Origin of the sequence: Flavobacterium sp. FlaQc-49 (assembly GCF_044005985.1) — a bacterium.
Classification (GTDB): Bacteria; Bacteroidota; Bacteroidia; order Flavobacteriales; family Flavobacteriaceae; genus Flavobacterium; species Flavobacterium cupriresistens.
This window is the reverse complement of the sequence record NZ_JBIPCS010000013.1, coordinates 48612-73547: the sequence shown is the minus strand read 5'-3', so window position 1 is coordinate 73547 and position 24936 is coordinate 48612. Positions and strand designations below refer to the sequence as shown.

Sequence of the window (24936 nt, the reverse complement as noted above, 5' to 3'; positions counted from 1 at the left end):
TAAAGAAGAGTTACGCATTCAAATTCTTGTTTGTAGCTTTTATAGGTATACATATTCCCCTTATCGGTATTTTGTTTTTTGTGCTTTATTTTGACACTTCTATTTCACCGGCTTCTGTTTTGGTTTTTTCTTTAATAATGACCTTACTGGCAACTGCGATAACACTCTTGGTTTTAAAGAATTTAATTGAGCCGATAGCAAAGGCTTCAAAATCTTTGGATGATTACAGGAATAATAGAAGATTATCGGTTTTGCCAACGGAATACAGTGATGAGGCAGGTTTGCTAATGTGTAATATTCAGGAGTCTATTTATGAAGCCGAAAGTTATATAAATGAAAAGCAGGATTTAATTTATATGCTTTCACATGATTTAAAAAACTTTGCAGGAAATCCTCAGGGTTTAGCCAATCTCATTATAAGCGAAAATCCGTCAGACTCTGTGAAACATCTGGCCGGTTTGATTTGTGAATCCACTAATTTGCAATTTAGATATATCGATAATTTTATAAAATTGTTGAATGAACAGGATCAGATTGTAAAAATGAATCAGGAATTAAAAACGATTGTATTCCCTAATATTTTGCCTTTTATCAATGAGCAGGTTGAACAACGGCTGATTGATAAAAATATTAAGCTGACTTTGAGTTTAGAGCTATCTGAAGCTAAACTGAGAATCGAAGAAGGTTTGTTGGTGCAGGTTTTAGTGAATCTGATCAGTAACGCAATAAAATTTTCTTATTTTGACAGTGAAATTAAAGTGAGAATCTATTTTGAAGATGAAGAATTGATTATTACGGTCACTGACAAGGGGATTGGTTTTGATAAACATCAAATTGATGAATTGTTTAAAAAGTTCACCACAATGAGCCGATTAGGGACAGCAAAAGAATCCTCAACCGGAATTGGGCTTTATCTCTGTAAAAAAATCATAGAGAGAAATAGAGGCATCTTAAGTGCTACCAGTGAAGGAAAAAATAAAGGAGCTGAATTTAAAATCGTTTTTGAACTCTAATCAGGATCTTTTCTTGATGATTTCGTAATTGATAATGGTGAAAAAATAGAAACAAGTATCTGCTGTTATTTTTCCCAGAATAATTCCGAAGAAATAGTTCCCGCATAAGATTGGCATCCAATACATACAAAAAGGGCGAACGACTAAAAAATCTAAAAACGCCGGATATCCAAACTCTAAAACTAAATTTTTGACAAGAGATACCATCTCGCTAAATGTGGTTGTTTTGTTTTGAAGTTTATTCTGCTGTGCAATTTTTCTATAAGAAGAAACCAGAATAGTTCCGTAAAAGGCCAGGTATTCGGCAAAGGTAATAAGGTAGGCTGTTGTTAATCCGTTGTAGATTGTGCTAAAGAATGAGGTTAGAAGTGCTGCTGTTGTACTTGCTAATTCAGCATATTTATACCTGTTAAACCATTCTTTGAAATTTGATTTTGTAAGCATTTTTGTTTGAAGTGACTAAGTTCCTGAGGAGCTAAGGTACTGAGTTTAATTTTGGAATGGAATTTTTTGTTTGAAGTGACTGAGTTTAGTCCTAATAATGGAAGATTCTGTTTAATTTGAATAAGATTCTGAGAGGCTAAAATGATAAATTTTGATTTACAATGAAAAGAAAACTTTTTGACTTAACATCTCAGAAACTTAGTCTCTTTTTCTTAATCAAATAAATCAGAAGAAAGATAGCGATCCCCACGATCGCAGATTACGGCTACGATAACTCCCGATTCTAATTGTTCTGCTATTTTTAAAGCTACTGCAACAGAACCTCCGCTGCTCATTCCTGCAAAAACACCTTCTTCTAGGGCTAAACGTTTGGTCATTTGACGCGCTTCGTCTTCGCTGACATCAATCACAGTATCAACTTTTGAAGCATCAAAAATTTTAGGTAAGTATTCTTTTGGCCATTTGCGAATTCCCGGAATTTGAGAACCATCGCTTGGTTGTGCACCAATGATCTGAATGTCCTGATTTTTTTCTTTTAAATAAGTCGAAGTTCCAATGATTGTTCCGGTGGTTCCCATTGCCGAAACAAAATGGGTTACCGTTCCTTCAGTATCGTTCCAGATTTCTGGTCCGGTAGTTTTATAGTGCGCTTTCCAGTTGTCTTCATTGGCGAATTGATTTAACATCAAATAACCGCCTTCTGCAACCTTTTTGTCGGCATAGTCACGCGAACCGATAATTCCTTCACTGGCAGGTGTTAAGATCACTGTAGCGCCATAAGCACGCATGGTCTGCGTTCGTTCTTTTGTAGAATCTTCCGGTAATACTAATTCTATTTCTATTTGAAACAATTGAGCGATCATCGCAAGTGCAATTCCTGTATTTCCACTGGTTGCTTCAATTAGTTTGTCTCCTTTTTTGATGTCGCCTCTTTCAAGTGCCGATGCGATCATGTTATAAGCTGCTCTGTCTTTTACGCTTCCGCCGGGATTATTTCCTTCTAATTTTAATAGCAGTTTTACATTTTTATTTTTAACCAAATTGACTGTTTCCATCAATGGTGTATTTCCAATTAGGTTTAGCAGTTTCTGTGGGCCCATATTATCTTTTTTCTTTTATTTTAATTTCTGTAGTGGTGGTATTTGTTACAATAGAATCGGCAGGAATCGATTTGGTGATCCAGGCATTTCCTCCTACAATACTATTTTTGCCAATAACGGTTTCTCCCCCTAAAATGGTCGCATTTGCGTAAATGCAAACATTTTTTTCCACGGTTGGGTGGCGCTTGGCATTTTTCATTTCTTTGCTTACACTCAAAGCACCTAAAGTAACACCTTGGTAAATTTTGACATGTTTTTCGATAACGGTGGTTTCTCCAATAACAATACCGGTGGCATGATCAATAAAAAACGGTGAAGCAATAGTAGCACCGGCATGAATGTCGGTTCCGGTAATTCGATGTGCATATTCACTCATTAATCTCGAGAAGAGTAACAAGTCCATAAGGTACAATTCGTGACTTAATCGGTAAATAGCAATGGCATAAAAGCCCGGATAGGCTAAATAAACCTCGTCAATACTATTAGAGGCAGGATCGTTTTCTAAAATATACTCTGCATCCTCATTTAGTTTTTCTAAGACACCCGGAAGTTTTTCCAGAAAACGTTCCCAGATCGACTCGCACAAGTTTTCCGGTTTTTTGCAGGCCAGAATAGCAATCTCTTTAAATCGTACTTCAAGTTCCTGGATACTTTGGTCTAACGCTGCATTAGAATCAAAAAGAGTGTAAAAAAGCTTTTCGGTAAAGTCTTCCGTTTTGGTTTTGATCCCGTAATTTATATTTAAATGACTTTTTAACGCTTTTATATTTTGTATGATAAGTTCTTTTGACACAATTGTAAAATTGAATGAATATTTTTGAAGCCTTAAAAGTAAGGTGTTTTTTGGAAACAAAGGCATGATTTGCCTAAAGAAATTTTGTTTTGCGAATTGGATTTGTGATAAATAAAGAAAAATAACAGACTACTAATTTATTGTGATTCGGAATAAGTTAAATGCTTAAATTAGCAATAAAAACAAATTAAAATGAAAAACAATCCGACTTTTAAAAGTGCTATTTCTAATTTGTCTTTCCCTGCAAAGGATAAAATTTCGGGAAAATCGATTCACGATCCTATTTTAGGCCTTATTGTAAAAGATTATCCGACTTTTTGCGATAGTGATTTTATAGCGGTTAAGGAATTGAATGCCTATCGTCAGAAATACATCTCCAATTATTTATCTACGGAGATTGGAGCCCTTTCGGATCTTGAAAAGAATGTTATTGAGTCATTAAAAGAAGATAAATCAATAGTGAGTATTGTTGAGGATGAAGATGAGAACAGAAGTTTTGGACAAAAAATAGCCGATAAGGTAGCTGATTTTGGAGGGAGTTGGACGTTTATAATCTCATTTCTGTTTTTTATCATCGTTTGGATTGCTTTGAATGTCTGGATTTTGGTGAATAAAGGTTTCGACCCTTATCCTTTTATTTTGCTTAATTTAATTTTATCCTGTATTGCCGCATTACAAGCTCCGGTAATTATGATGAGTCAGAACCGTCAGGAAGAAAAAGATAGAAATCGTGCCAAAAAAGATTATATGATTAACTTAAAATCGGAATTGGAAATTAGAATGATTCACGATAAAATTGATCATTTGATCATGCACCAACAACAGGAGTTAATCGAAATTCAGAAAGTACAAATCGAAATGATGGATGATATTCTGAACCAGATTAAAAAATAATTGGAGTGTAATATTTGAATTTAAAAGTGTTTATACCAATATCCTGCAACCATAAAAAGGGCATTTAAGATTCCGGAAATCCAAAGTAATTTGGCGTAGTTTTTTGATTTGTCGAAATAATACAAAAGGATAAAACCCAAAAAAAGAAGGGTAGAATAGAGTGCAGGATACATCTTAAAAGCGGCTAAAAACTCACCCTGAAAAAGTAAGAATAAAGCGCGTTGAAAACCACAGCCTAAACACTCTGTTCCAAAGAGCATTTTAAAAGGGCAGGGGAGCATATAATGTTCTAAACTCATGGGTTTTAATTTTTACAATTTTACAAAAAATATATGATAATGTTTCCGGAGGTAAGAACTGCTATTTTAAAGTTTCTTACTTTTGAGTTCTTATGATTTAAAAATATGAAAGCTTTTAAAATTTTAATAATGCTACTTGCCATATCGGTCGCTTTATATGAGCAGGTTTCGGCAGAGAAAAATGTCTATATCATGATAATTGCCATAGTGGTTTTCATGTATGGAATGATGCAGTTGAGTGCAAAAACACCAAGTAAAAACCAGGATAAAGAAGAAGAAGATGTTAAGTAAAGGAGATAAGGTTTCTGTTTTAGACGAGGCCATAAACGGAGTAGTGGTTTCAGTTAAAAATAAGGAGGTTTTGATTGAAACGGAGGATGGATTTATGATGACATTTTTTGTCAATGAATTACTTAAAATTCAAGATACCAGTAATTTAATGAATTCTATTAAAAGAATTGATTTAGATGAGATTACAAAAGAGAAAACAGAGCCAAAACCAAGAAGTTTTGTGAAAGAACGCAAAGATAAACGCGAAATTTCGGCTCCGGAATTCGATTTGCATATCGAAAAACTGGTTCCAAACAAACGCGGAATGTCGAACTATGATATTTTAACTTTGCAGACAGAGACGGCAAAAAGACACATCGAATTTGCGATTAGAAACCGGATTCCGAAAATAGTTTTTATTCACGGAGTTGGCGAAGGAATTTTAAAATCAGAACTTGACTTTTTGTTGGGTCGATATGACGGAGTAGATTTTCAAGATGCCAATTATCAAAAATATGGCTTAGGAGCGACCGAAGTTTATTTTAGGCAAAATAACAAGTAAAGTACTTTTTGGGTGTGAGATCACCTAAAATATACGGCAAAAAAAAGTCCGTTTTCAGAACTAATTTTGAAATTAAATTAGCATGAAAACGGACTTGTTTTTTGTAAGAAAAAAAACTTTTTTACAAACAGGAATTAAGGTCGGTTATTTCGTTAATAGTTCCCCCAATACATAACTGGTTCCTAAATTAACAAAGTTGTTTCCTTTTTTTATAGAAGTATTTTTAAGTACAATTGTGTGTTTGAACTGATTGTTTACAGCTGTAGTTGTGGTTACCTCTATAATACCACTTGTATTAGCTACACCATCGACTCCGGTCCAGGTTTCTTTTACTGTAGGTGTAGTTGGTATAGTTGTACCGCAAAAGTAATCGTCACTAACTGGAGGGCCAGTAAATAATTTATACAAAAGCTTGTTTACATTTGACCCGATTAACCCTCTTCTTGGGGAATTTGCAGCTGTTACTTCATTTTTAATTAATAGTGGATCAATAGCATCAATTGTCATTGCAGATTTGGTATTGTAGGTGTAGATTTGTTTTGAAGTAGGACATTGTACTAGTGGTCTGGTGAAGGCTAAATCCAGTTTATCCACATCAGCTACGGTTGTTGTAAAATCACCAAAAACAACCTGAGGTTGTGTGATATCCAGACTGGATACTGAATAGGTTATATTTTTAATGACAATATTATGACTGTATCCTGTAATTGTGATAGCATTGGTGGTTGTGTTTGTAGATGTTATTGCTGTAGTCGCAATTTCAATTCTTCCGGATTTTGCATACCATTCATTAATCACATTAGGTGTTGTGGGAGGAATGAAGTCGCAAATGTTTGTTATTGCTACAGGTCCATCGTAGCTTCTATAGTAAAGCTTGAATTTATTATCATCAATCTGATATGTATTTGGATCTCCAGGAAGTGTTGGTTCGTTTTTGAAGGTGTCTTTGTCTAATTGTAAAAGCAGTGATTCCTGACTTTTAATTTTATAAACCAATTGATTGTTACTACTAGGACAACTAGAAGCTTGTTTGATGTCGCTAAAATCTAATGTTTCAACAGTTACATCACCATCATCGCAGCCGTTTAATATAAGGGCGAATAACAGAAGGCATGCATATTTTCTCATCATAAATATATTTGGGTCAAAAATAGTGAAAAATTTGGCAATTGATATTTAAGAATTCACAATTGATATTTCTTAACTTTGCCGCAATGAAAAAAGTATATCTCGATAACGCCTCGACAACTGCTATGCGTGCTGAAGTTATTCAGGAAATAACAAAAGTCATGACCGATGATTTTGGTAATCCATCTTCAACTCACAGCTTTGGACGAAACGGCAAAACAATTCTGGAGCTTTCCAGAAAAAGTATTGCCAAATACCTAAACTGCTCCGCACAGGAAATTATTTTCACCTCAGGTGGAACTGAGGCCAATAATTGGATCTTGCGTTCTGCAGTAAAGGATCTTAAAATAGAACGTATTATTACGACTAAAATTGAGCATCATGCTGTTTTGTATACCGCCTTGGCTTTGCAAGCGGAGTATACTATTCAGGTTGATTATGTAAAAATCAATCCCGATGGAAGCATTGATTTGACTCATTTGTCCAATTTGTTGTCTGAAGAAAAGAAGACTATCGTAAGTTTAATGCATGTAAATAACGAAACCGGTACTATTCTGGATCTGGATAGAGTAAGTGTTATTTGTAAGCAATACAATACTTTGTTTCATTCTGATATGGTGCAATCTGTCGGCAAAACAGAAATAGACCTGCAAAAAACGCCTGTTGATTTTATTTCGGCTAGTGCGCATAAATTTCACGGCCCCAAAGGAGTCGGATTTGCTTTTATTCGAAGAAATTCGGGATTACAGCCTTCTATTTTTGGAGGAGAGCAGGAAAAGGGACTTCGCGCAGGTACAGAAGCAGTGCACCAAATTGCCGGAATGGCAAAAGCGTTGGCGCTTTCTTATGAAAATTTAGATCAGGAAAGAACATATATTTCAGATTTGAAAATGTATCTTATTGAGCAGCTTGAAATTCATTTCCCAGGCTTTAGAATCAACGGTAAAAAAGAGGATTTTTACAATATCATCAATATCATTCTTCCTTTTTCTTCCGATAAAACTGCTATGCTTTTGTTTAGTTTAGACATGAAAGGAATCGCAGTTTCCAGAGGAAGTGCCTGCCAATCCGGAAGTATTAAACCTTCCCATGTTTTAAAAGAAATGCTTTCAGAAGAAGATTTAAAACTTCCAAACCTGCGAATTTCATTCAGCCATTACAACACCAAAGAAGATATTGACTGGCTGATTGAGAGTTTGAAAACGGTTTAGTTTTTTTAAAGTTTCTGAGGTTCTGAGAGGCTGAGTTTCTGAGTTTTTAGGTTTAGAGGCCTAAAGGTGCAAAGCGTGTAGATATAGCGAACTTTGCGTAAAACCTTGTCTTTACTTTGCGATTAAAAAGGCTCGGAAAGATTTTCTTTTGCACGCAGATTTGGCAGATTGCACAGATTTTTTATAAAAAGTAAATAAAATCAGCCTAATCTGGCAAATCTGCGCGCAAAAAGAATAGATATAAAATTAAGAAGAAGTCGTAATGCTACAATTAAACTTTGCGAACCTGGATTAAAATCTTTACGCACCTGAGTTAAATCAAGTCATTACATTTTTCAAATCAACAATTTAACCAAGACCATTTTACATTTTACACAAAAATCTATTTGCGAATAACCTTCACCTGAGAATCGTTCGTTAATTTGATAATCGTTGAAGGTTTTCCGGCAAGTTTATCCTGATTTAATTTTACCACATAGTCAACACCTTTTACAATTTCGGGACTGATATCCTTAAAAGCGATGGGTGTTGGTTGTCCTGAAATATTAGCAGAAGTAGAAACCAATGGCTTTTTCATTCGCTCTAATAGTTTAAAACAAAAAGGTTCTTTTACGAGGCGAATTCCAAGCGAATTATCAGCTGCAATTATATTTGCGGCAACATTTCTCGGTTCATCTAAAATTAAGGTAGTTGGTTTTTCAGACAAGTCTAAAAGCTGCCAGGCAACTTCAGGAATGTTTTTAAAAACGTTGTACATCATTTTTTCTCCATTCATCAAAACAATCATACTTTGTGTTTCTGCACGTTGTTTGAGTTTGTATATTTTGGCAACTGCTTCCGGATTGGTGGCATCACAACCAATTCCCCAAACCGTATCGGTAGGGTAAAGGATGATTCCGCCTTCTTTAATAACTTCGTAGGCGTTGATTATTTCCTGATTGATATCCTGACTCATAATTGAAAAATTTACTTTGTAATTGTAATACTTCGTAAAAAACGATACCGCTTTTTATGAAGTTAATTTGTTTATAATAGCGACAATCTTCTCCAGATCAATGGTAGAAAGACCCACGTATAACGGCAGGCAAACTACTCGGGAGGCGATAGATTCTGATACCGGCATTTCAGCACCATTAGTATAAGTAATGGTATTTAAGGAAGGGTAGAAATAACGTCTTGGTATAATGTTTTCCTCTGCTAATGCCTCCTGAACTTTTAATAAGACAGCTTCAGATTCGAAAAGTAAAGGGTAATAACTATGATTCCACTCTGTATTTTCTCTGATTTTTATGCTTTTAAGGTTTTTGAAATTCAAATGGGTATTGTAAAAATCAGTTACCTTTTTTCTTTCCGCAATAATATGCTCCATATAAGGAAAAAGAGCTAATCCCATGGCCGATTGCAGTTCTGAAATCTTCGCGTTAATTCCAAGGCCGTGAAAGGCTAATGGTCCGTTATGTCCAAAATTATGACTGTAAAACAATTGCTGTTGTGTTGCATCGTCATTACAGAACATGGCACCACCTTCTCCGGTATGAAATAATTTGGTGGCATGAAAACTGCAAGTGCTTACATCTCCAAAGTTAAATACTGATTGCTTGTTGTAGGTCACTCCAAAACAATGTGCAGCATCATAAATCACTTTCAGGTTGTGTTTTTTTGCAATAGCTTCTATGGCCTCAATATGACATGGATTTCCAAAAACGTGAGTAGCCAGTATGGCAGTTGTTTTTGAAGTTATAGCAGCTTCAATTTTAGTTTCGTCTATGGTTAGGTATTCCAGGTTGATGTCAACAAAAACAGGAGTGCAATTTTCCCATACAATAGCAGCCGAAGTAGCTACGTAAGAAAAAGGTGTAGTGATTATTTCTCCGCCTTTGCCAAATAGTTTTAAGGCAATTTGCAGCGGTATTGTACCGTTGTTAGTAATTGTAATATGAGGAACGTCCAGATATTTTTTAAGTTTATCTTCAAGTTCTAATGTGAGTTCACCACGATTTGTGAGCCAAACTTTATCCCAGGCACGCTTTACATAAGAATTGTATTCTTCTTGTGGAGGTAGAAAAGTTTTGGTAACAGGAATCATTTTATTATGGATTTAGTAAGTTTAATTAACCTTTAAGGGCAAACTATTGTTATATTTGCGGGGTAAAAATAACAAAAGAATGCTGATTTATCAGCATAAGCGGGAATTATAAAAAAGAGAACCTTTATTAGATGTACTTGAGGCTTTGAAAAACAATATTTTAAGAATCGTTTTCTTAGAATAAAGTAAAGGATTTCCCTTTTGTCTGGTACAAAAATAAAAACAGAATTAAAATAATACAAATTTAGGAATACTATGGAGATTAACACTTTTTTGCAAAATTTTGCAGACATTTTAGATGATACAGATGCAACATTAATAAAACAAGAAACTGTTTTTAGAGATTTGGAAGAATGGGATTCTCTTACGGCTTTGTCGTTAATCGCAATGGCAGATGAAGAATACACAGTGAAATTGACGGGAGATGATATTAAATCTTCCAATACATTAAATGATATCTTCGAAATAATCAAAAATAAAGGGTAATTGAAATGGCTACTTTTTCAGTAAATAATATTGCAATAAAAGGTATATCATGTTGTGTTCCGAAAAATACGGAGCGCAATATAGATTTAGATATATTGGCAGAAGATGAAATTCAGAAATTTATAGATGTAACCGGAGTGGAAGAGCGACGTGTTGCCGCTAAAGAAATCTGTACTTCTGATTTGTGCTGTGAGGCTGCTGAAAAAGTAATTAAAGACCTGAACTGGCAAAAAGAAGAAATAGAAATTTTGGTTTTTGTTTCGCAGACGGCCGATTATATTTTACCAATTTCTGCGGCGATACTTCAGGACAGACTGGGATTGCCAACAAGCTGTATTGCTTTTGATGTGCCTTTAGGATGTTCCGGTTATGTTTATGGTTTGTCGATTTTGGCAAGTATGATGAAAACAACCGGCATTAAAAAAGGATTATTGCTGGCAGGAGATACAATCAGTAAGATTGTTTCAAAAACAGACAAAAGTACGTTACCTCTTTTTGGAGATGCAGGATCTGCAACTGCATTAGAACTTTCAGATAATGCAGAATTGTTGTTTGATTTAGGTTCTGACGGAGCGGGCTATAAAACCATTATTGTTCCCGACGGAGGATCAAGAAACAGAATCAACTCTGATTCACTACAAGTACAAACAATCGAAAAAGGAATAGAAAGAAGTTCTTGCGATTTGGTTTTAGACGGAATGGATGTTTTTAGCTTTGGCATTACACAAGCGCCAAAAACCGTCAACAAACTTATTGCTGCATTTGAACTTGATAAAGATCAGATTGACTATTTTGTTTTTCATCAGGCCAATATGATGATGAACAAAATGATCGCAAAAAAATTAAAACTACCACTAGAGAAAGTCCCGTATTCTTTGAAAAATTTCGGAAATACGTCTTCTGCAACCATTCCGCTGACTATTGTTTCTGAGTTAAAAGAAGCAGTTTTAAATAAACCGTCAAATTTAATCATGTGCGGATTTGGTGTAGGTTTATCATGGGGCACAATGTTAGCAAAAGACTGCAAAATAGAATCTCTAGAATTAATTGAATTATAAATTATGATTACATTAGAAGATAAAAACATATTGGTTACCGGTGCCTCTTCAGGAATAGGAAGACAGATCGCTATTACTGCTTCTGAGTTGGGTGCAAAATTGACCATTATCGGAAGAAATGTTGAAAAATTAAATGAAACATTATCTTTATTAAAAGGAAATGATCATAAAGTACATGTAATCGATCTTTCTGATTCTGCTAATTTAGCAACCTTAATAAGCGAAAGTACTCCTTATGACGGTGTTGTTTTTAATGCCGGTGTGGTAGAATATTTACCGGTTAAATTCTTAAATGAGAATAAAATAAATGCTGTTTTTGGTACCAATTTTGACAGTAATGTGGTGTTGAGTCAGAAATTAATGAAAGGTAAATTATTGAAAAAAGGAGGATCATTAGTATTTGTATCGTCCATTTCTTCAAAATTAGGAGTTCCCGGTACCGCAATGTATACCGCATCAAAAGCAGCTTTGAGTGCTTTCTCAAAGGTTCTAGCTTCAGAATTGGCATCACAAGGGATAAGATCTAATAGTGTGAGCCCCGGAATTATAAAAACGGCAATGACTGAGCAGGCAAGCGATGTAGTATCTGATGAAGAATTAAAGAAAGCAGAATCGGAGTATCCTTTAGGTTATGGCGAACCGGCCGATGTTGCGGGATTAATCATGTATTTGCTAAGTGATGTAAGTAAATGGATGACAGGCTCTGATCTGATTATTGATGGGGGATTTACACTGAAATAAAAGAATATGAATTCAAATATACCTGCTGTACATTATTATGATAATACTATTTTCGCCCAGGAAAGCGAAATGCTGTTTAATAAAGTGTGGCATTTTGTAGGGTTTAAATCTGATTTTGAAAAAGACAATGACTTTGTTACACTAAAAATCTCAGATACCCCGATTGTGGTTCAAAATGTTAGAGGAAACATTAAAGCTTTTTTGAATGTTTGCTCGCATCGGTTTTCGATAATTCAGCAAGAACAATCAGGGAACAGACCTTTAATGTGTCCTTACCATGGCTGGGCATATGATAAAGATGGGATTCCAAGTGGAATTCCGAAGAAACCCTTGTTTAAAAAGTTTTCTAAAGAGGAGCTTTGCGAAATGAAACTTAAAGAATTTAAAGTTTCATTTTGTGGTAATTTATGTTTTGTTTCCGCAAATGAAAATGTAGAACCTCTGGAAGATTTTATAGGTGTTTTTTATAATGAATTGGAAGAAATGTCTTTGTCTTTAGGAGATAAAATAGACGTTAATAGCATGCACATTAATTCTAACTGGAAAGTTATTGTTGAAAATACCTTAGAAAGTTATCATGTAGGTTTGGTTCATGCCGAAACGCTTGCCAAGTTAGAGCCATCCGGATTAGACTTCGAATTTGACGAAAACAACTCCAGTTGGACCAGTGAATTGAATATTGCAAGAGATAAAGGAGGTTATAAAAAAATAGATACTTATTTTTCACCAAGAGCTTACGACATTGGAGGGTATAAGCACATATTGATTTTTCCAAATTTATTGATCTCAACTACACACGGTATATCGTATAATTATTCTGTTATTGAGCCAGTTTCTCCCGATGTTTCAAAATTTACAAGTTATGTTTTTACAGCATCAACTGAAAGTACGAAGGAAAAATCGATTTTGATTAAAGGTTTTGAAGAATCATTAATCAACTTCAACCGACAAGTATTTGATGAAGATAAAACAGTTTGTCAACTAGTTCAGCAAGGAGTAAGACACACGAATTTGTCCGGAAAACTATCGGATGAGGAAGAACGTGTACATCATTTTCAAAAAACGTATTTAAAATTTTTACAGCATGAAAGCTAATATTCAAGCTATTTCGTATTATTTGCCAGAAGAAATTTTATCTAATGATTTGATTAATCAGGAATTTCCGGAATGGGATATTGAGAAAATCAGTTCTAAAACAGGGATAAATGTCAGACATATTAGTGCCAAAGACGAATTTTCGTCGGATATGGCTGTAAAAGCTGCCGAAAAATTATTCAAAGAGCACAATATTGATCGATCAAAAATTGATTTTTTATTATTTTGCACACAAAGTCCGGATTATTTTTTGCCAACAACCGCCTGTATAATTCAGGAGAGATTAGGTCTTGAAACCACAATTGGCGCATTAGATTATAATTTAGGATGTTCCGGTTTTGTATATGGTTTAAGTCTCGCTAAGGGTTTAATTGCGGGCGAAATGGCTAAAAATATTTTGCTGATCACTTCAGAAACCTATACTAAGTTTATACATCCAAAAGATAAAAGCAATAAAACGATTTTCGGAGACGCTGCTGCTGCAACCTTAATTTCCAGTGAAAAAGGGTTTTGCTCCATTGGTAATTTTGTTTTTGGAACTGACGGTAAAGGTGCTGAGAACTTAATAGTAAAACAAGGCGGAATGCGTTTTCCGGTTTTAGAGGATAATGAAGATATAAGTGATGAATTCGGAAATGTTCGAAACGATAAAAATTTGTTTATGAACGGCAGTGAGATTTTTAATTTCACAGGTGAATTTGTTCCGAAATTGATTCAGGGAATGCTTGAAAAAGCAAGCTTGAGTCAAGATGATATTGATTTGTTTGTTTTTCATCAGGCCAATAAATACATGCTGAATTATCTTAGAAAGAAAATAAAAATAACAGAAGATAAGTTTTATATCAGTATGCAACATTGCGGTAATACCGTTTCATCAACAATTCCGATTGCCTTATATGAAGCCTTAAAAGAAGGAAAGTTGGAGCATCGTAAAAATATGGTATTGGCTGGTTTTGGAGTTGGATATTCCTGGGGAGCCTGTAATTTAATAATAGAATAATGAAAAACTTAATAATAATAGGAGCAAGAGGTTATGGACGTGAAGTTTATAATTTAGCCCTACAGTGTGAAGGTTATGAAAAAGACTATGTAGTAAAAGGTTTTTTAGACGATAAAGCGGATGCCTTAGTTGGTTTTGAAGGGTATCCTGAAATTATCGGTACTGTTGAAGATTATGTAATTGAGGAGAATGATGTCTTTTGCTGCGCTTTGGGTAGCGTAAAATGGAAAAAGCATTATATCGAGTTAATCATTGCTAAAGGAGGACAGTTTATTAATTTAATACATCCTACCGTAATTATTCATACCAATGTAAAACTGGGCACAGGACTCATTTGTTTTATGTATTCTAATATTAGTAACGATTCGGTTTTAGATGATTTTGTAACGATACAAGGCTTTGTCGCTATCGGACACGATTCTAAAATAGGAAAATGGTGTCACCTGAACGCTTACAGCTTCACGGGCGGATACGCAATACTGGAAGACGAGGTTTGTCTAAATACAAGAGCAACAGTTTTACCAAATGTAATTATCAGAAAAGGAGCAACGGTCGGAGCAGCCAGTTTGGTAATAAAAAATGTAAAAGAATATACTACGGTTTTTGGCGTTCCTGCCAGAAAGATGGATTTTTAATTCAATTAAAGAGCCTCAGGAGAATTTATAAGATCACAAAACAGCTGTGAAAACGGAGCAGTAATTCTTTATGTATAATGCCTTGTGTTTAAGCTTAAAAAAAAATAAAAAATATCTAGTATGAAAGATCAAAATGCTATTATTTCAAATTGGATAAATAATGGAGGAGCGCCTTTAGTAAGTATTGTATGTACTACTTTTAATCATGAGGATTTTATAGGTGAGACTTTAAAGGGGTTTTTAATTCAGGAAACGAATTTTCCTTTTGAAATAATTGTACATGATGATGCCTCGACAGATAATACTGCGGTTATTGTTAAAGAATTTGCAGCTAAATATCCGTTAATCATTAAACCGATTTACCAAACAGTTAATCAGTATTCCAGAAAAGACATTAATATCTGGAGCGACATTACATTTCCTGAAGCAAAAGGAAAATACATGGCGCTGTGTGAAGGAGACGATTATTGGATCGATGCTTTAAAATTGCAAAAACAAGTTGATTTCTTAGAAAACAATGCAGATTATGTCATCACATGGACGGACTTTTTTACAAAAAAGGAAAGTGAAATGGTTCCGAATGACTTTAAAGATGCACTACCGGATATCTATACAATTGACTTTGATAATTTATTTGATCCTTATTGTACCTATACTTTAACATCACTGTTTAGAAAAACGGCTGTTGATCCTCTTGAATATAGAAAATTTGTTCATAGTAAGGACAATACGCTTTATGCGTTGGTGCTGTGCAATGGAAAAGGAGCTTATATGAATTTTCAAAGTTCCGTTTACAGATGGCATGCAGGAGGAATATACTCTTTGCAGAAGCCTTTTTTTCAGCGTTATTCTTCCTATCAGAATGTTAAAGAAATTTACGAATTAATTTCTCAGTCGCGAACGGCAAATATAAAGCGTGTTGTGAAATCATTATTGAAAGCCTCAGCAAATGAAGCTTTAAAAACGGTGAACGATAAAACAATTGATAACACAAATCAAAAGACTGCAATTAAAGAGTTCTTAAATCAGGCCTCTATTGGAACTCGAATCAAATTTTTTATACGTTCTGTAAAGAATAAAATACTAAAGTAAATTGATTCGACCGCATAGAAGCATAGGTAATAAAGACTAAAAAGGCGTTTTATTTAGTATACATTACTAAAAAAAGATGTTTTTTTTGAAACATAAATCGTCAATTCTAAAACTATGTTTTTATGTGTTAAATAATAGTTACCTGAGTTATCTCCAACGGATTACTGAAGTGGAAAAAAACTACTTTTTCCAGCCAATTAAAGATTTGAAAAATAAAAGGACTTTATCAAGGCCATTTATTTTTCCGAACAACTTTTTGTCGGTTTCTTTTAACTGATTGTAGAAAGCCAAGTTATAATTACCGGCATTTCTTATTGTACGCAATAAGGTTTTGGTAATGTGGCTTTCAAGTAATTGGGGATTGTAATTGTTAAGTTTGTTATTTTGTTCAATCAAATGTTTTGCTGCTGCAATAACCTGAAGTATTTCTTCTGAAGACAATCCTTTTTTTAACGAAACAGCATTTAGGTAAGAATCAATTTTTGGGTCTGAGCTTTCAATTCCAAATTGGCTCAATTGATTGATTTTAACCTTTCTTACTGATCGGTTTACATTGTCAATTTTGGTTTTGCTGATGTTGTTATCGTGCTGTCTGTAGTCTAGTAAGGATTCTGGGATGTTATAAAAGGCTGTTTTAGCCGATAATCTGCTCCATAAATCATAATCTTCCACAGGTACATATTCGTTTTCGAATTGAGCGTTGTTTAAGGCTGTTTTTCGAAGCATCACAGTTGGATTTCCTATAACGCAGCTGTGTAGAAATGAAATTTTTATAGCGTCAGGTTTCTCGCTGTGTTTTATGAGTTTGTTCTTTTTAGATCCAAAAAAAGTAAACCAGGTTCCGCATACTCCAATTTCGGGATTGTTTTTTAAAACTGCAATTTGTTTCTCAAAACGTGTAGGCAATGCGATATCATCTGCATCCATCAAAGCGATGAAATCTCCCTTAGCGATTTTCAAACCTTCATTTCTAAGATTTGCCGGACCAACGTTAATGTCTTTGTTGATTATAATAATTCTCGAATCGTTTCGTTGATAATTAGAGATTACTTCCAGGCTATTGTCGGTAGATTTGTCGTTAAGAATAATTAGTTCAAAATTCGTGAAAGTCTGCTTTAGAATGCTTTCGATACTTTCAGCTAAAAAATTACCTGCATTGTAAACGGGCATTATAACAGAAATTTCGGGAGTTGCCATAAACTTAGTTTATTATTAAAATGACAAATATATAATATTAACTTAGTCTATTTTATATAATTCAAAAGTAATTTTGTGTGATAATTTGCGAATGTTTCTATCTTTGTTTTTTAACAAAATTTTATAATGAAAAGAATACAAGTTGGTTTTTTGGTCTCATATGATTACGAATTGCTTAAAAATGCTATACCTCAGGTGTATAAGGAGTCCGATTCAATTTTTTTAGCAATTGATAAGGATAGAAAGACTTGGAAAGGAGAGTCTTTTACAGTTGAAGACAGTTTTTTTCAGTGGATTAAATCAGTTGATGTTGATTCAAAAATTCAAATTGTGGAAGATAATTTCTATCGTCCGGAATTAACAAGTATGGAATGCGAAGTTCGCGAGCGTAAAATCCTTGCAGAAAAAATGGGAATTGGAAATTGGCTGATCCAATTGGATGCCGATGAATATTTTTTGGATTTTAAAGAGTTTGTCTCTTTTCTGAGATCTAAAAACCATTATTTGGATAACCCTGAAAAACAGCAGGTTCAGATTTCTCCTTTTTTAATTAATATGTACAAATGGGTTGAGAATGGGGTGTTGTATGTTGAAAAACCAACAAAGATTATGGTTGCCACCAATTATCCAAGTTATAGGGTCGGACGTCAGACCCGTAAAAGAATTATTTATTACAAAGGTGCCGTGCTTCATGAATGCCTTTCCAGAACAAAAGAAGAACTGCAAATGAAGTTCAATAACTGGGGACACGATACCGATATCAATAAAAACGAGTTTCTCGAAAAATGGGAGGCCGTAAATGAGAGCAATTACAAAGAGATGCGCAATTTCTTCTATATGGAGCCTGAAAAATGGAAAAAACTGGCTTTCGTAAAAGGGACCACATTTAAAGAAATTGAGCAAAATTTAGATTTCCTAAATGTACTTCCAACATTTTCGTACATCTCAAAGAAAAACTTCGGACAATGGTTCAAACATTTATTTAAGTAATTCTATTTTAGAATATCCTTATAAATTTTCAAATAATCAGCAGCAGCAACTTTCCAATCGAAACTTGCTGCTCTTTTTTTCATCTCTGTTTCGATTAGGTTTTTGTTATTTTCAAAATGATCCAGTCCGTTTAGTAATACCTCCTTCATGTATTCGGGATCAAAATCGGACCAATAATTAGCCATTTCGCCACCAATTTCAGGTAAAGAAGTTTTATCAGATAAAAAGACCGGTTTGCCAAAACTCATTGCTTCAATAGGAGGTAAACCAAATCCTTCTCGTATAGACGGGAAAAGAAATGCTGTACAGTTTTTCATATAAAATTGTTTTCCCTCATTACTGATCTTACCTGTTAAAAAAACCTGATTTTGAAGCCCGTTTTCTTGTATAAGATCCTTAATTACCTGCCCGTATTTCCTGTCGTTATTTCCGGAAATAATCAAATTGAAATCTTTCATTAACCTCATCATGTTAATAATAGAGGTGTAGTTTTTTCTTTCGATAAAATCTCCGATAGTATAAAAGAAAGGTTTGTTTACAGGAACGGTACTTACAAAACCCGAAGTATCTAATAAGGTAGAAATTGGATTTCCATTGTATATAATATGTTCCGGAACATTTGGGACATCAAAATAATCATGAGTTTGCTTTTTTGCAAATTCAGAAATATAAGTAATAGCAGTTGCTTTATTTAGTTTCTCCGTAAAAAGTCGGTTTCTTTTATGATTCATGTCAGAAGAAACTTCTTCGTGAAAATTGACATCATGAATCGTTAAAAGATATTTAGAATACGATCTGGGTTCTAATTTAGAGTTTTGATTTACAGAATGCCATAAATCAAATTTATGTAACGGTCTGAAGGTTTTATACCTGTGAAATGACCTGTATTTATGGTATTTGAATGTATCACCAAATTCGTCTTTTAGTAATTTAGGTTGTCCTGCGTTGAGATGCAGTTCTAAATCCTCAAAATTAAGATGTTGCAGACCTTTAATTAGTTCATAATTAAAAGTGCCTAAGCCAGTAGCCCTGTTGTTGATATTATGGGTCTCTAAGAAAACACTTTTTTTGCTGGACATTTAATTCTTTTTTTTACGAAAATACAATAATAATTTGAAGTCTAAAATTCTATGCGTATTTTTGTTTGTTCGTAAAACACAACTGAATGAATTTCAAGATAAATCCGATTTTTAAAAATAGTACCGAGTCAATACTTAAAAATATTGAAACATTTAATACTTCAGGAACTCTTTTTGGTAATGGAGATCGAAATAAAATAAAGCTTTTTAGTTTAAATGAGGAGACCATTAATATCAAATCATTTAAAATCCCCAATATCGTTAATAAAATCGCCTATAAATACTTTAGGAAATCCAAAGCCAAGCGCTCTTTTGAATTTGCTACTATCTTATTAGAAAAAGGGATTGGAACTCCTACGCCCCTTGCATTTCTTGAAAATTTTAGCTGGGTTGGATTAAGGGACAGCTATTATGTAAGCCAGCATTTGGTAACGGAATTGACTTATAGAGAGCTGGTAGAAATCGCGAATTATCCGGATTATGAGAACATTTTGCGACAGTTTACTAAATTTACTTTTGACTTGCATGAAAAAGGAGTAGAGTTCTTAGATCATTCACCCGGAAATACTTTAATCAAGAAAAAGGAGGCCAATCAATACGATTTTTTTCTGGTCGACCTAAATCGAATGAATTTTCATGAAAATATGAGTTTTGAACAACGCATGAATAATTTCAGACGTTTAACTCCAAAGAAAGAAATGATTGCAGTGATGAGTAATGAATATTCAAAGTTCTATACCGCTAAATCTGAACTGGAGATTTTTGAGCAGATGTGGCAAGATACAACGCAGTTTCAGGAAGAGTTTGCAAAAAAGAAAAGACTTAAAAAGAAACTTAAATTCTGGAAGTCTTAAGACGTCATTCGGATTTTTTTAAGTTCCTGAAAGCGTATAGCCACACTCATGGCATTGAGATAACAAATTATAATTCCTTTTTTACCGTCTAAAAAACCAAAGCGAAGCAAGTATTGATTCAGGAACTGGTAAAGTGGGCGAATATAAAAATGAAAAAAGTTAGGATTGGTTTTCTTTAGCAGTTCTTCCTGCGCCTTTAACTTCCCGTAAAAAATCATTTTTTGCTTGTAGTCCTCATAATTGGAATACGAATGATGAATCAGTTTGTGTTTTAATTTGCCGATTTTTCCGTTTACAATTAATTTCTCGTGAACAATCTTTTCGATATTATAAATGGCATTTTCTTTTTTGAAAAGACGAATGATTTTATCTGTTTGCCAGCCACTAAAACGTAATTTTTTATTTTCGAAAATGAAATTACGATACATGAAATAAGCAGGACAACTGTCGGCTTCATTAATTATAGCGTTGATTTCCTGCTGCAATTTCGGAGTTATTCTTTCATCCGCATCAATAAAAAGAATCCATTGATTGGAAGCAAGGCTTAGTGCATAATTTCGTTGCAAAGCAAAGTTGTCAAACGTATGTTGAAAAACTTTTACATTTTTAAAGCTTGAGGCAATTGCTACTGTTTGATCCGTGCTAAAAGAATCAACAACGATTATTTCATCTGCAAAAGACAGATTGAGAAGCGCTTCTTTTATATTTGACTCCTCATTATAAGTGATAAGCAAGGCCGATAAAAGTTGTTTTTCAGGCAATATCATTTTGTTACTTGCTTATATTTTGATTTAGAAACAATTTGATTGTATCGCTAAAAAAATCAGGTTTAAACTCCTCATATAAAGATAAGGCTTCTTTTTTGAGCATTTTTTCCGTTTTGTCCACAAACAAGTCCGGTCGAAAATCTTTAAGATGCACTGAGAGATGATGTATTCCATCTTCAAAAGTAGCCCATATTTTTTTCTCAATCCAAGGAGAGAAAATAATAAAAGAGGGTTTTTCTAAGGCTTTGGCCATATTGATTGCGCCCCCGTCGTTTCCGATAATTAAATCACATTGATTCATAATGGCAATAAAGGATCTTAAATCATCGCCTAGTAAATCAAAATAAATTTTCTCCTGAGTGGATGGTTTGCAGGCATTAAATACGGTTTTGGCGCTTTCAAGTTGCTTTGGAAAATAATTAAAGAGAATATTTACATCCTCCTGATCCGCAATATAATCGACAACTTTGGCCATGAAATCTAAAGGGTATGTTTTTAGTTTTTCACTTCCTAAAAGACTGATCATGATTGTTTTTCGGTCTTTTTGAACTTTATGTTTCTCAAAAAGCGCAATGGCATCTTGGTTTTCCTTGTCCGAAACAAATAATTTCGGAATAGGATCTGTTTTTATTTGCAAATCAAGCGGTTCCAGTAAAGAAAGACGTCTTTCAATCGCCAGGCCCAGATTGGTTTTCGGATAAGATTCAAACGGAATATTGTCTGTGTAAAGAAAATTTCTGCCCGGTTTTTTGTACGAGATCTTTCGTTTGGCATTGCTTAACAGAACCAGTACCCAGCTTTCTAATTTGGAGTAGGCGTCAATTAATAAATCATATTTTTCATTTCTGATCTGTAAACCAAGCTGAAGTAATTCTTTTTTGCTTTTTCGATGTTTTTCTTCAAACAGGATAATGTTATCAATACTTGAATTGCCTTCGAGAACAGGAGTTGTTGAACTGTAAACCAAATAATCAATTTGAGCATCAGGATAAGCAATACGCAGATTGTTGCAAATGATACTGCTAACCAAAACATCACCAATCATTTTTTGCTGAATTACAAGTATCTTCATATAGAAAAATAGAATTTTTTTTGAGAATACAAATTGAAGCAAAAAATTCCAAATTCCAATTATTTTATTGATTGGAATTTGGAATTTTATTTGTCTTTCGAAAAGTAATTTTCTTTTTAAATTACCAATTGATTATTTGTTACTCTTTCGTTAAAGGATTGAATATAGGTTTTTAAGAATTTTTCTGCTTTTTGGGCTCGGACTTTATCAATTTTCATTAAATTATTGTTCAATAAAACATCCTTTTTCCAATTATACAATCCAATTACTTTATTGTCTGAAAATGAAACATAGTAATCGTCCTGAATATAATGATAAGTTCCCTGAAGATAGTACACAACAAAATTTTCTTTTGATTTGTAGCTTTTTCCAAAACTCACCATATCGGTTTTGATATGCAGATAATCCAAAATACTTGGCATAATATCAATTTGTTGGAAATTTTTCTCGCTGACACCTGTTAATGCCGGATTTGAAGGATCAAAAAATAAGATTGGAATTCTGAATTTTCCAATGTTAGTTTGATCTGTTTCCCGATCTCCGCCAGATGAAGTGTGATCTGATGAGATAACAAACAATGTATTTTTGTACCATTTCTGTTTTTTCGCAGTATCAAAAAATTTACGAAGAGAATGATCCGCGTACGCTATACTTTCGTGTATGTCAGTTGTTCCTTTAGGGAATTTATTCTGATATCTTTCCGGTATAATGTAAGGGATATGCGAAGAAATAGTAAATATGGAGCTGAAAAACGGCTTTTTAAATGTACCTAGTTTCGTAGCGTAAAACTGCAGGAATTCTTCATCAAATATGCCCCATTTTCCATCAAAAGCGTCCTTTCCTTGATATTGATCTTTCCCGTAATACTCATCAAAGCCTGCCGCTTTTGCGTATTTGTCAAAGTTTTGGCTGCCATTAAAAGCACCATGAAAAAAAGAAGTAGTGTATCCTTGATCTTTAAAAATAAGGGGTAGACTATGCACTTTGTTTAAAGCATAACTGGACGATATATAAGAATCGTTCATTAAACTCGGGATGCTTGATATGATCGAAGGAACAGCGTCAATTGATACTTTTCCGTTTGCAAATCCATTTTTGAAATAATATGATTTTGTAATAAGAGAGTCTAAAAATGGTGTTTGACCTCTTCCGACATTTTCATTTCCAAAACTTTCTAAAATTATAATGACAACATTCTTTCGTAGCGGTGCCTGATTTGATTTTATGGAAATGATTGGATTGTAAGTCTTAGACAGTTCCTTGCTGTCGTAATAGTGTGTAAAAGTATTGCCTTCTTTTTTGAATAAAGTTTTTAAAATAGAAAAAGGAGTATTTAACACTAATCCTGCATTGTTGACTTCACCATATTCAATAGCGTCTACAATTCGGAGTGGTTTTTTTCGAAACCCGCCGCGGCCAATAATTAAAATAACAAGCAGCAATGCAATCCCGTAAGAACATTTTTTCAAATAGTTCTTTTTGGTTAAATTGTTGATAACAATTTTATCTTTTGGATTTGGCATCAACATCCAAAGTACAATGCTGGTCATTAAAAAAGAAACACCAACATACCAATATTCTTTTAAATAGGAAGGAATTAAACGGATAATATCATTTTCCATACCTGTAGCAGTAATCAGTCCAAAAGTACTCCTTCTGCCCGTAAAGCGGTAATAGATAATATCAATAAAGTTGGTAGAAATAAGCAGAAGATTAACTGCGAAAAAAGTAATTTTTAATGTTGTTTGGTATAACGGCCTGTATTTAAAATTACCCGGAATTATATGTAGAATAAGGAAAATACAGTTTATGTAGGCTATAACAGCTAAGTCAAAAAGCAGTCCTCCGATAAAAATTTTAAAGGTAAATTGTTCAAACAGTTCTATATTCATAATGAAAAATAGAAATCTGCTAAGTTGGTAGGTCAGTAATATTAAAGTAAATCTTTTTAAAAATAAAATTACGTTTTGATTAATATTGTTCATTTAAAAATTTTAGGTTTTTTTTAAAAATGGGATTTTAATTTTTGCGCAAAAGTATAAACCCAATTTTAAAAAAAACCTAAAAAAATTAATATTTTGTTAACATTAATTTAAACAGCTACATCGTATTCGCGAAGTGCATTGTTTAATGAAGTTTTTAAATCTGTAGAAGGCTTGCGTGTACCAATGATTAGGGCACAAGGAACCTGAAATTCTCCAGCAGCGAACTTTTTAGTATAACTTCCCGGAATTACAACAGAACGAGCCGGAACATAACCTTTTCTTTCAACTGGTTCGTCACCTGTAACATCTATAATTTTTGTTGATGCAGTAAGACAAACATTAGCACCAAGAACGGCTTCTTTACCGACATGTACACCTTCTACTACAATACAACGAGAACCAATAAAAGCACCATCTTCAATAATTACCGGAGCAGCTTGTAAAGGTTCTAAAACACCACCAATACCAACACCACCACTCAAGTGAACATTTTTACCGATTTGTGCACAACTACCAACAGTCGCCCAGGTATCAACCATAGTTCCTTCGTCAACATAAGCTCCGATGTTTACATAACTTGGCATTAGAATAACACCGCTTGAAATGTAAGCTCCGTAACGTGCAACTGCATTTGGTACTACACGAATTCCTTTTTCAGCATAACCTCTTTTTAGTAACATTTTGTCGTGGTATTCGAAGATACCCGCTTCTAATGTTTCCATTTTTTGAATTGGGAAATACATTACTACTGCTTTTTTTACCCATTCGTTTACCTGCCATCCTTCACCAACCGGTTCAGCAACACGTAATTTTCCTGTATCTAATAATTCTATAACCTCTCTAATGGCATCAGTTGTAGTAGTTTCTTGTAGTAAAGCTCTGTTTTCCCAAGCTTGTTCGATTATCGTTTGTAAAGAATTCATAAGTTTTAATTTTTGGCAAAGATAGCGTATTTGGCCAAAAGCAAAAAGGTAAAACCGTTTGAAAATGTTACAAGTGTAACATTTTGTTTTTAATTTGATAAATAAAATTGGGTGTTTAAATAACAATAAAAAGAAAGAGTTCCTAAACGTTTTTTTACTGTT

At 33.8% G+C, this 24936-nt stretch carries 27 protein-coding genes; 14 read left to right on the top strand and 13 right to left on the bottom strand.

What is annotated here, in order from left to right:
* Positions 1–26 precede the first annotated feature (26 nt).
* Positions 27–1013: a sensor histidine kinase KdpD gene (locus tag ACHRV3_RS20165; protein WP_240478080.1), complete on the top strand. Its 987-nt coding sequence runs from the start codon at positions 27–29 to the stop codon at positions 1011–1013.
* Here ACHRV3_RS20165 and ACHRV3_RS20160 read toward each other — a convergent pair whose 3' ends face one another.
* The 3 genes from ACHRV3_RS20160 to epsC all read right to left on the bottom strand — a co-directional run bounded on the left by ACHRV3_RS20160 (position 1014) and on the right by epsC (position 3350).
* Complete coding sequence (locus ACHRV3_RS20160; RefSeq protein WP_395435919.1) at positions 1014–1457, bottom strand: hypothetical protein; 444 nt, start codon at positions 1455–1457, stop codon at positions 1014–1016.
* Between the two features lie 212 nt (positions 1458–1669).
* Positions 1670–2557, bottom strand: coding sequence for a cysteine synthase CysM (cysM, locus tag ACHRV3_RS20155; protein WP_230001527.1), 888 nt, complete (start codon positions 2555–2557; stop codon positions 1670–1672).
* Between the two features lies 1 nt (position 2558).
* Positions 2559–3350: a serine O-acetyltransferase EpsC gene (gene epsC / locus ACHRV3_RS20150; RefSeq protein ID WP_047776320.1), complete on the bottom strand. Its 792-nt coding sequence runs from the start codon at positions 3348–3350 to the stop codon at positions 2559–2561.
* Between the two features lie 192 nt (positions 3351–3542).
* On the opposite strand from epsC, the gene ACHRV3_RS20145 reads away from it, so the two are divergent.
* Entirely contained in the window at positions 3543–4244 is a 702-nt protein-coding gene (locus tag ACHRV3_RS20145) for a DUF1003 domain-containing protein (protein ID WP_395425978.1), read from the top strand.
* A gap of 20 nt (positions 4245–4264) precedes the next feature.
* Here ACHRV3_RS20145 and ACHRV3_RS20140 read toward each other — a convergent pair whose 3' ends face one another.
* The gene (locus ACHRV3_RS20140) at positions 4265–4543 is read right to left on the bottom strand and encodes a DUF2752 domain-containing protein (RefSeq protein WP_395435918.1); all 279 of its coding nucleotides are present in this window, start codon (positions 4541–4543) and stop codon (positions 4265–4267) included.
* A gap of 105 nt (positions 4544–4648) precedes the next feature.
* On the opposite strand from ACHRV3_RS20140, the gene ACHRV3_RS20135 reads away from it, so the two are divergent.
* Positions 4649–4834 carry a hypothetical protein gene (locus ACHRV3_RS20135; RefSeq protein WP_230001531.1) on the top strand — a complete coding sequence of 62 codons (186 nt, stop codon included), beginning with the start codon at positions 4649–4651 and terminating at the stop codon, positions 4832–4834.
* Positions 4824–5375 carry a Smr/MutS family protein gene (locus ACHRV3_RS20130; RefSeq protein WP_395435917.1) on the top strand — a complete coding sequence of 184 codons (552 nt, stop codon included), beginning with the start codon at positions 4824–4826 and terminating at the stop codon, positions 5373–5375. The genes ACHRV3_RS20135 and ACHRV3_RS20130 overlap by 11 nt, the downstream gene beginning before the upstream one ends.
* 144 nt (positions 5376–5519) lie before the next feature.
* Here the strand turns inward: ACHRV3_RS20130 and ACHRV3_RS20125 are convergent, their stop codons facing one another.
* On the bottom strand, positions 5520–6506 hold the full coding sequence (locus ACHRV3_RS20125; protein WP_395435916.1) for a hypothetical protein: 987 nt from the start codon (positions 6504–6506) through the stop codon (positions 5520–5522).
* A gap of 83 nt (positions 6507–6589) precedes the next feature.
* Between ACHRV3_RS20125 and ACHRV3_RS20120 the strand changes: the two genes are divergently transcribed.
* Positions 6590–7714 (top strand): cysteine desulfurase family protein, encoded by a 1125-nt coding sequence (locus tag ACHRV3_RS20120; RefSeq protein WP_230001537.1) that lies wholly within the window; start codon positions 6590–6592, stop codon positions 7712–7714.
* A 382-nt stretch (positions 7715–8096) separates the two neighbouring features.
* Here the strand turns inward: ACHRV3_RS20120 and ACHRV3_RS20115 are convergent, their stop codons facing one another.
* Both ACHRV3_RS20115 and ACHRV3_RS20110 read right to left on the bottom strand, forming a co-directional pair.
* Positions 8097–8669 (bottom strand): L-threonylcarbamoyladenylate synthase, encoded by a 573-nt coding sequence (locus tag ACHRV3_RS20115; protein ID WP_047776201.1) that lies wholly within the window; start codon positions 8667–8669, stop codon positions 8097–8099.
* A 54-nt stretch (positions 8670–8723) separates the two neighbouring features.
* Positions 8724–9800, bottom strand: coding sequence for a DegT/DnrJ/EryC1/StrS family aminotransferase (locus tag ACHRV3_RS20110; protein WP_395435915.1), 1077 nt, complete (start codon positions 9798–9800; stop codon positions 8724–8726).
* Between the two features lie 255 nt (positions 9801–10055).
* Between ACHRV3_RS20110 and ACHRV3_RS20105 the strand changes: the two genes are divergently transcribed.
* From ACHRV3_RS20105 to ACHRV3_RS20075, 7 genes are all read left to right on the top strand, one after another.
* On the top strand, positions 10056–10286 hold the full coding sequence (locus ACHRV3_RS20105; RefSeq protein ID WP_047776198.1) for a phosphopantetheine-binding protein: 231 nt from the start codon (positions 10056–10058) through the stop codon (positions 10284–10286).
* 5 nt (positions 10287–10291) lie between these two features.
* Positions 10292–11344: a 3-oxoacyl-ACP synthase III family protein gene (locus ACHRV3_RS20100; protein WP_395435914.1), complete on the top strand. Its 1053-nt coding sequence runs from the start codon at positions 10292–10294 to the stop codon at positions 11342–11344.
* 3 nt (positions 11345–11347) lie between these two features.
* Entirely contained in the window at positions 11348–12085 is a 738-nt protein-coding gene (locus ACHRV3_RS20095; RefSeq protein WP_395435913.1) for an SDR family NAD(P)-dependent oxidoreductase, read from the top strand.
* A 6-nt stretch (positions 12086–12091) separates the two neighbouring features.
* Complete coding sequence (locus ACHRV3_RS20090; protein WP_395435912.1) at positions 12092–13180, top strand: aromatic ring-hydroxylating dioxygenase subunit alpha; 1089 nt, start codon at positions 12092–12094, stop codon at positions 13178–13180.
* Complete coding sequence (locus tag ACHRV3_RS20085; RefSeq protein ID WP_047776191.1) at positions 13170–14180, top strand: 3-oxoacyl-ACP synthase III family protein; 1011 nt, start codon at positions 13170–13172, stop codon at positions 14178–14180. The genes ACHRV3_RS20090 and ACHRV3_RS20085 overlap by 11 nt, the downstream gene beginning before the upstream one ends.
* Complete coding sequence (locus tag ACHRV3_RS20080) at positions 14180–14815, top strand: sialic acid O-acetyltransferase (protein ID WP_395435911.1); 636 nt, start codon at positions 14180–14182, stop codon at positions 14813–14815. Before ACHRV3_RS20085 ends, ACHRV3_RS20080 begins: the two co-directional genes overlap by 1 nt.
* Positions 14816–14935: 120 nt before the next feature.
* The gene (locus tag ACHRV3_RS20075) at positions 14936–15907 is read left to right on the top strand and encodes a glycosyltransferase family 2 protein (protein ID WP_395435910.1); all 972 of its coding nucleotides are present in this window, start codon (positions 14936–14938) and stop codon (positions 15905–15907) included.
* A 180-nt stretch (positions 15908–16087) separates the two neighbouring features.
* Here ACHRV3_RS20075 and ACHRV3_RS20070 read toward each other — a convergent pair whose 3' ends face one another.
* The gene (locus tag ACHRV3_RS20070; protein WP_395435909.1) at positions 16088–17104 is read right to left on the bottom strand and encodes a glycosyltransferase family 2 protein; all 1017 of its coding nucleotides are present in this window, start codon (positions 17102–17104) and stop codon (positions 16088–16090) included.
* Positions 17105–17230: 126 nt separating this feature from the next.
* On the opposite strand from ACHRV3_RS20070, the gene ACHRV3_RS20065 reads away from it, so the two are divergent.
* Positions 17231–18094, top strand: coding sequence for a hypothetical protein (locus ACHRV3_RS20065; RefSeq protein WP_395435908.1), 864 nt, complete (start codon positions 17231–17233; stop codon positions 18092–18094).
* 2 nt (positions 18095–18096) lie between these two features.
* Here ACHRV3_RS20065 and ACHRV3_RS20060 read toward each other — a convergent pair whose 3' ends face one another.
* Positions 18097–19173 carry a glycosyltransferase family 4 protein gene (locus tag ACHRV3_RS20060; RefSeq protein WP_395435907.1) on the bottom strand — a complete coding sequence of 359 codons (1077 nt, stop codon included), beginning with the start codon at positions 19171–19173 and terminating at the stop codon, positions 18097–18099.
* An 86-nt stretch (positions 19174–19259) separates the two neighbouring features.
* On the opposite strand from ACHRV3_RS20060, the gene ACHRV3_RS20055 reads away from it, so the two are divergent.
* Positions 19260–20027, top strand: coding sequence for a Kdo domain containing protein (locus ACHRV3_RS20055; RefSeq protein ID WP_395435906.1), 768 nt, complete (start codon positions 19260–19262; stop codon positions 20025–20027).
* On the opposite strand, the gene ACHRV3_RS20050 is transcribed toward ACHRV3_RS20055, so the two are convergent.
* From ACHRV3_RS20050 to ACHRV3_RS20035, 4 genes are all read right to left on the bottom strand, one after another.
* Positions 20024–20794, bottom strand: a complete 771-nt coding sequence (locus ACHRV3_RS20050) for a glycosyltransferase family 2 protein (RefSeq protein ID WP_395435905.1) — start codon at positions 20792–20794, stop codon at positions 20024–20026. The two genes, ACHRV3_RS20055 and ACHRV3_RS20050, sit on opposite strands and share 4 nt — an antisense overlap.
* A 4-nt stretch (positions 20795–20798) precedes the next feature.
* Positions 20799–21866 (bottom strand): glycosyltransferase family 9 protein, encoded by a 1068-nt coding sequence (locus ACHRV3_RS20045; RefSeq protein WP_395435904.1) that lies wholly within the window; start codon positions 21864–21866, stop codon positions 20799–20801.
* A gap of 116 nt (positions 21867–21982) precedes the next feature.
* Positions 21983–23758: an LTA synthase family protein gene (locus tag ACHRV3_RS20040; protein ID WP_395435903.1), complete on the bottom strand. Its 1776-nt coding sequence runs from the start codon at positions 23756–23758 to the stop codon at positions 21983–21985.
* A 200-nt stretch (positions 23759–23958) separates the two neighbouring features.
* On the bottom strand, positions 23959–24774 hold the full coding sequence (locus tag ACHRV3_RS20035; RefSeq protein ID WP_047776174.1) for a 2,3,4,5-tetrahydropyridine-2,6-dicarboxylate N-succinyltransferase: 816 nt from the start codon (positions 24772–24774) through the stop codon (positions 23959–23961).
* Between the last annotated feature and the right edge of the window lie 162 nt (positions 24775–24936).

What these genes read in the sequence shown, in the direction of transcription:
- ACHRV3_RS20160 (WP_395435919.1), bottom strand. Translation starts at nt 1,457, where the DNA reads ATGCTTACAAAATCAAATTTCAAAGAATGGTTTAACAGGTATAAATAT.
- cysM (WP_230001527.1), bottom strand. Translation starts at nt 2,557, where the DNA reads ATGGGCCCACAGAAACTGCTAAACCTAATTGGAAATACACCATTGATG.
- ACHRV3_RS20145 (WP_395425978.1), top strand. Translation starts at nt 3,543, where the DNA reads ATGAAAAACAATCCGACTTTTAAAAGTGCTATTTCTAATTTGTCTTTC.
- ACHRV3_RS20140 (WP_395435918.1), bottom strand. Translation starts at nt 4,543, where the DNA reads ATGAGTTTAGAACATTATATGCTCCCCTGCCCTTTTAAAATGCTCTTT.
- ACHRV3_RS20135 (WP_230001531.1), top strand. Translation starts at nt 4,649, where the DNA reads ATGAAAGCTTTTAAAATTTTAATAATGCTACTTGCCATATCGGTCGCT.
- ACHRV3_RS20130 (WP_395435917.1), top strand. Translation starts at nt 4,824, where the DNA reads ATGTTAAGTAAAGGAGATAAGGTTTCTGTTTTAGACGAGGCCATAAAC.
- ACHRV3_RS20125 (WP_395435916.1), bottom strand. Translation starts at nt 6,506, where the DNA reads ATGATGAGAAAATATGCATGCCTTCTGTTATTCGCCCTTATATTAAAC.
- ACHRV3_RS20120 (WP_230001537.1), top strand. Translation starts at nt 6,590, where the DNA reads ATGAAAAAAGTATATCTCGATAACGCCTCGACAACTGCTATGCGTGCT.
- ACHRV3_RS20115 (WP_047776201.1), bottom strand. Translation starts at nt 8,669, where the DNA reads ATGAGTCAGGATATCAATCAGGAAATAATCAACGCCTACGAAGTTATT.
- ACHRV3_RS20110 (WP_395435915.1), bottom strand. Translation starts at nt 9,800, where the DNA reads ATGATTCCTGTTACCAAAACTTTTCTACCTCCACAAGAAGAATACAAT.
- ACHRV3_RS20105 (WP_047776198.1), top strand. Translation starts at nt 10,056, where the DNA reads ATGGAGATTAACACTTTTTTGCAAAATTTTGCAGACATTTTAGATGAT.
- ACHRV3_RS20100 (WP_395435914.1), top strand. Translation starts at nt 10,292, where the DNA reads ATGGCTACTTTTTCAGTAAATAATATTGCAATAAAAGGTATATCATGT.
- ACHRV3_RS20095 (WP_395435913.1), top strand. Translation starts at nt 11,348, where the DNA reads ATGATTACATTAGAAGATAAAAACATATTGGTTACCGGTGCCTCTTCA.
- ACHRV3_RS20090 (WP_395435912.1), top strand. Translation starts at nt 12,092, where the DNA reads ATGAATTCAAATATACCTGCTGTACATTATTATGATAATACTATTTTC.
- ACHRV3_RS20085 (WP_047776191.1), top strand. Translation starts at nt 13,170, where the DNA reads ATGAAAGCTAATATTCAAGCTATTTCGTATTATTTGCCAGAAGAAATT.
- ACHRV3_RS20080 (WP_395435911.1), top strand. Translation starts at nt 14,180, where the DNA reads ATGAAAAACTTAATAATAATAGGAGCAAGAGGTTATGGACGTGAAGTT.
- ACHRV3_RS20075 (WP_395435910.1), top strand. Translation starts at nt 14,936, where the DNA reads ATGAAAGATCAAAATGCTATTATTTCAAATTGGATAAATAATGGAGGA.
- ACHRV3_RS20070 (WP_395435909.1), bottom strand. Translation starts at nt 17,104, where the DNA reads ATGGCAACTCCCGAAATTTCTGTTATAATGCCCGTTTACAATGCAGGT.
- ACHRV3_RS20065 (WP_395435908.1), top strand. Translation starts at nt 17,231, where the DNA reads ATGAAAAGAATACAAGTTGGTTTTTTGGTCTCATATGATTACGAATTG.
- ACHRV3_RS20060 (WP_395435907.1), bottom strand. Translation starts at nt 19,173, where the DNA reads ATGTCCAGCAAAAAAAGTGTTTTCTTAGAGACCCATAATATCAACAAC.
- ACHRV3_RS20055 (WP_395435906.1), top strand. Translation starts at nt 19,260, where the DNA reads ATGAATTTCAAGATAAATCCGATTTTTAAAAATAGTACCGAGTCAATA.
- ACHRV3_RS20050 (WP_395435905.1), bottom strand. Translation starts at nt 20,794, where the DNA reads ATGATATTGCCTGAAAAACAACTTTTATCGGCCTTGCTTATCACTTAT.
- ACHRV3_RS20045 (WP_395435904.1), bottom strand. Translation starts at nt 21,866, where the DNA reads ATGAAGATACTTGTAATTCAGCAAAAAATGATTGGTGATGTTTTGGTT.
- ACHRV3_RS20040 (WP_395435903.1), bottom strand. Translation starts at nt 23,758, where the DNA reads ATGAATATAGAACTGTTTGAACAATTTACCTTTAAAATTTTTATCGGA.
- ACHRV3_RS20035 (WP_047776174.1), bottom strand. Translation starts at nt 24,774, where the DNA reads ATGAATTCTTTACAAACGATAATCGAACAAGCTTGGGAAAACAGAGCT.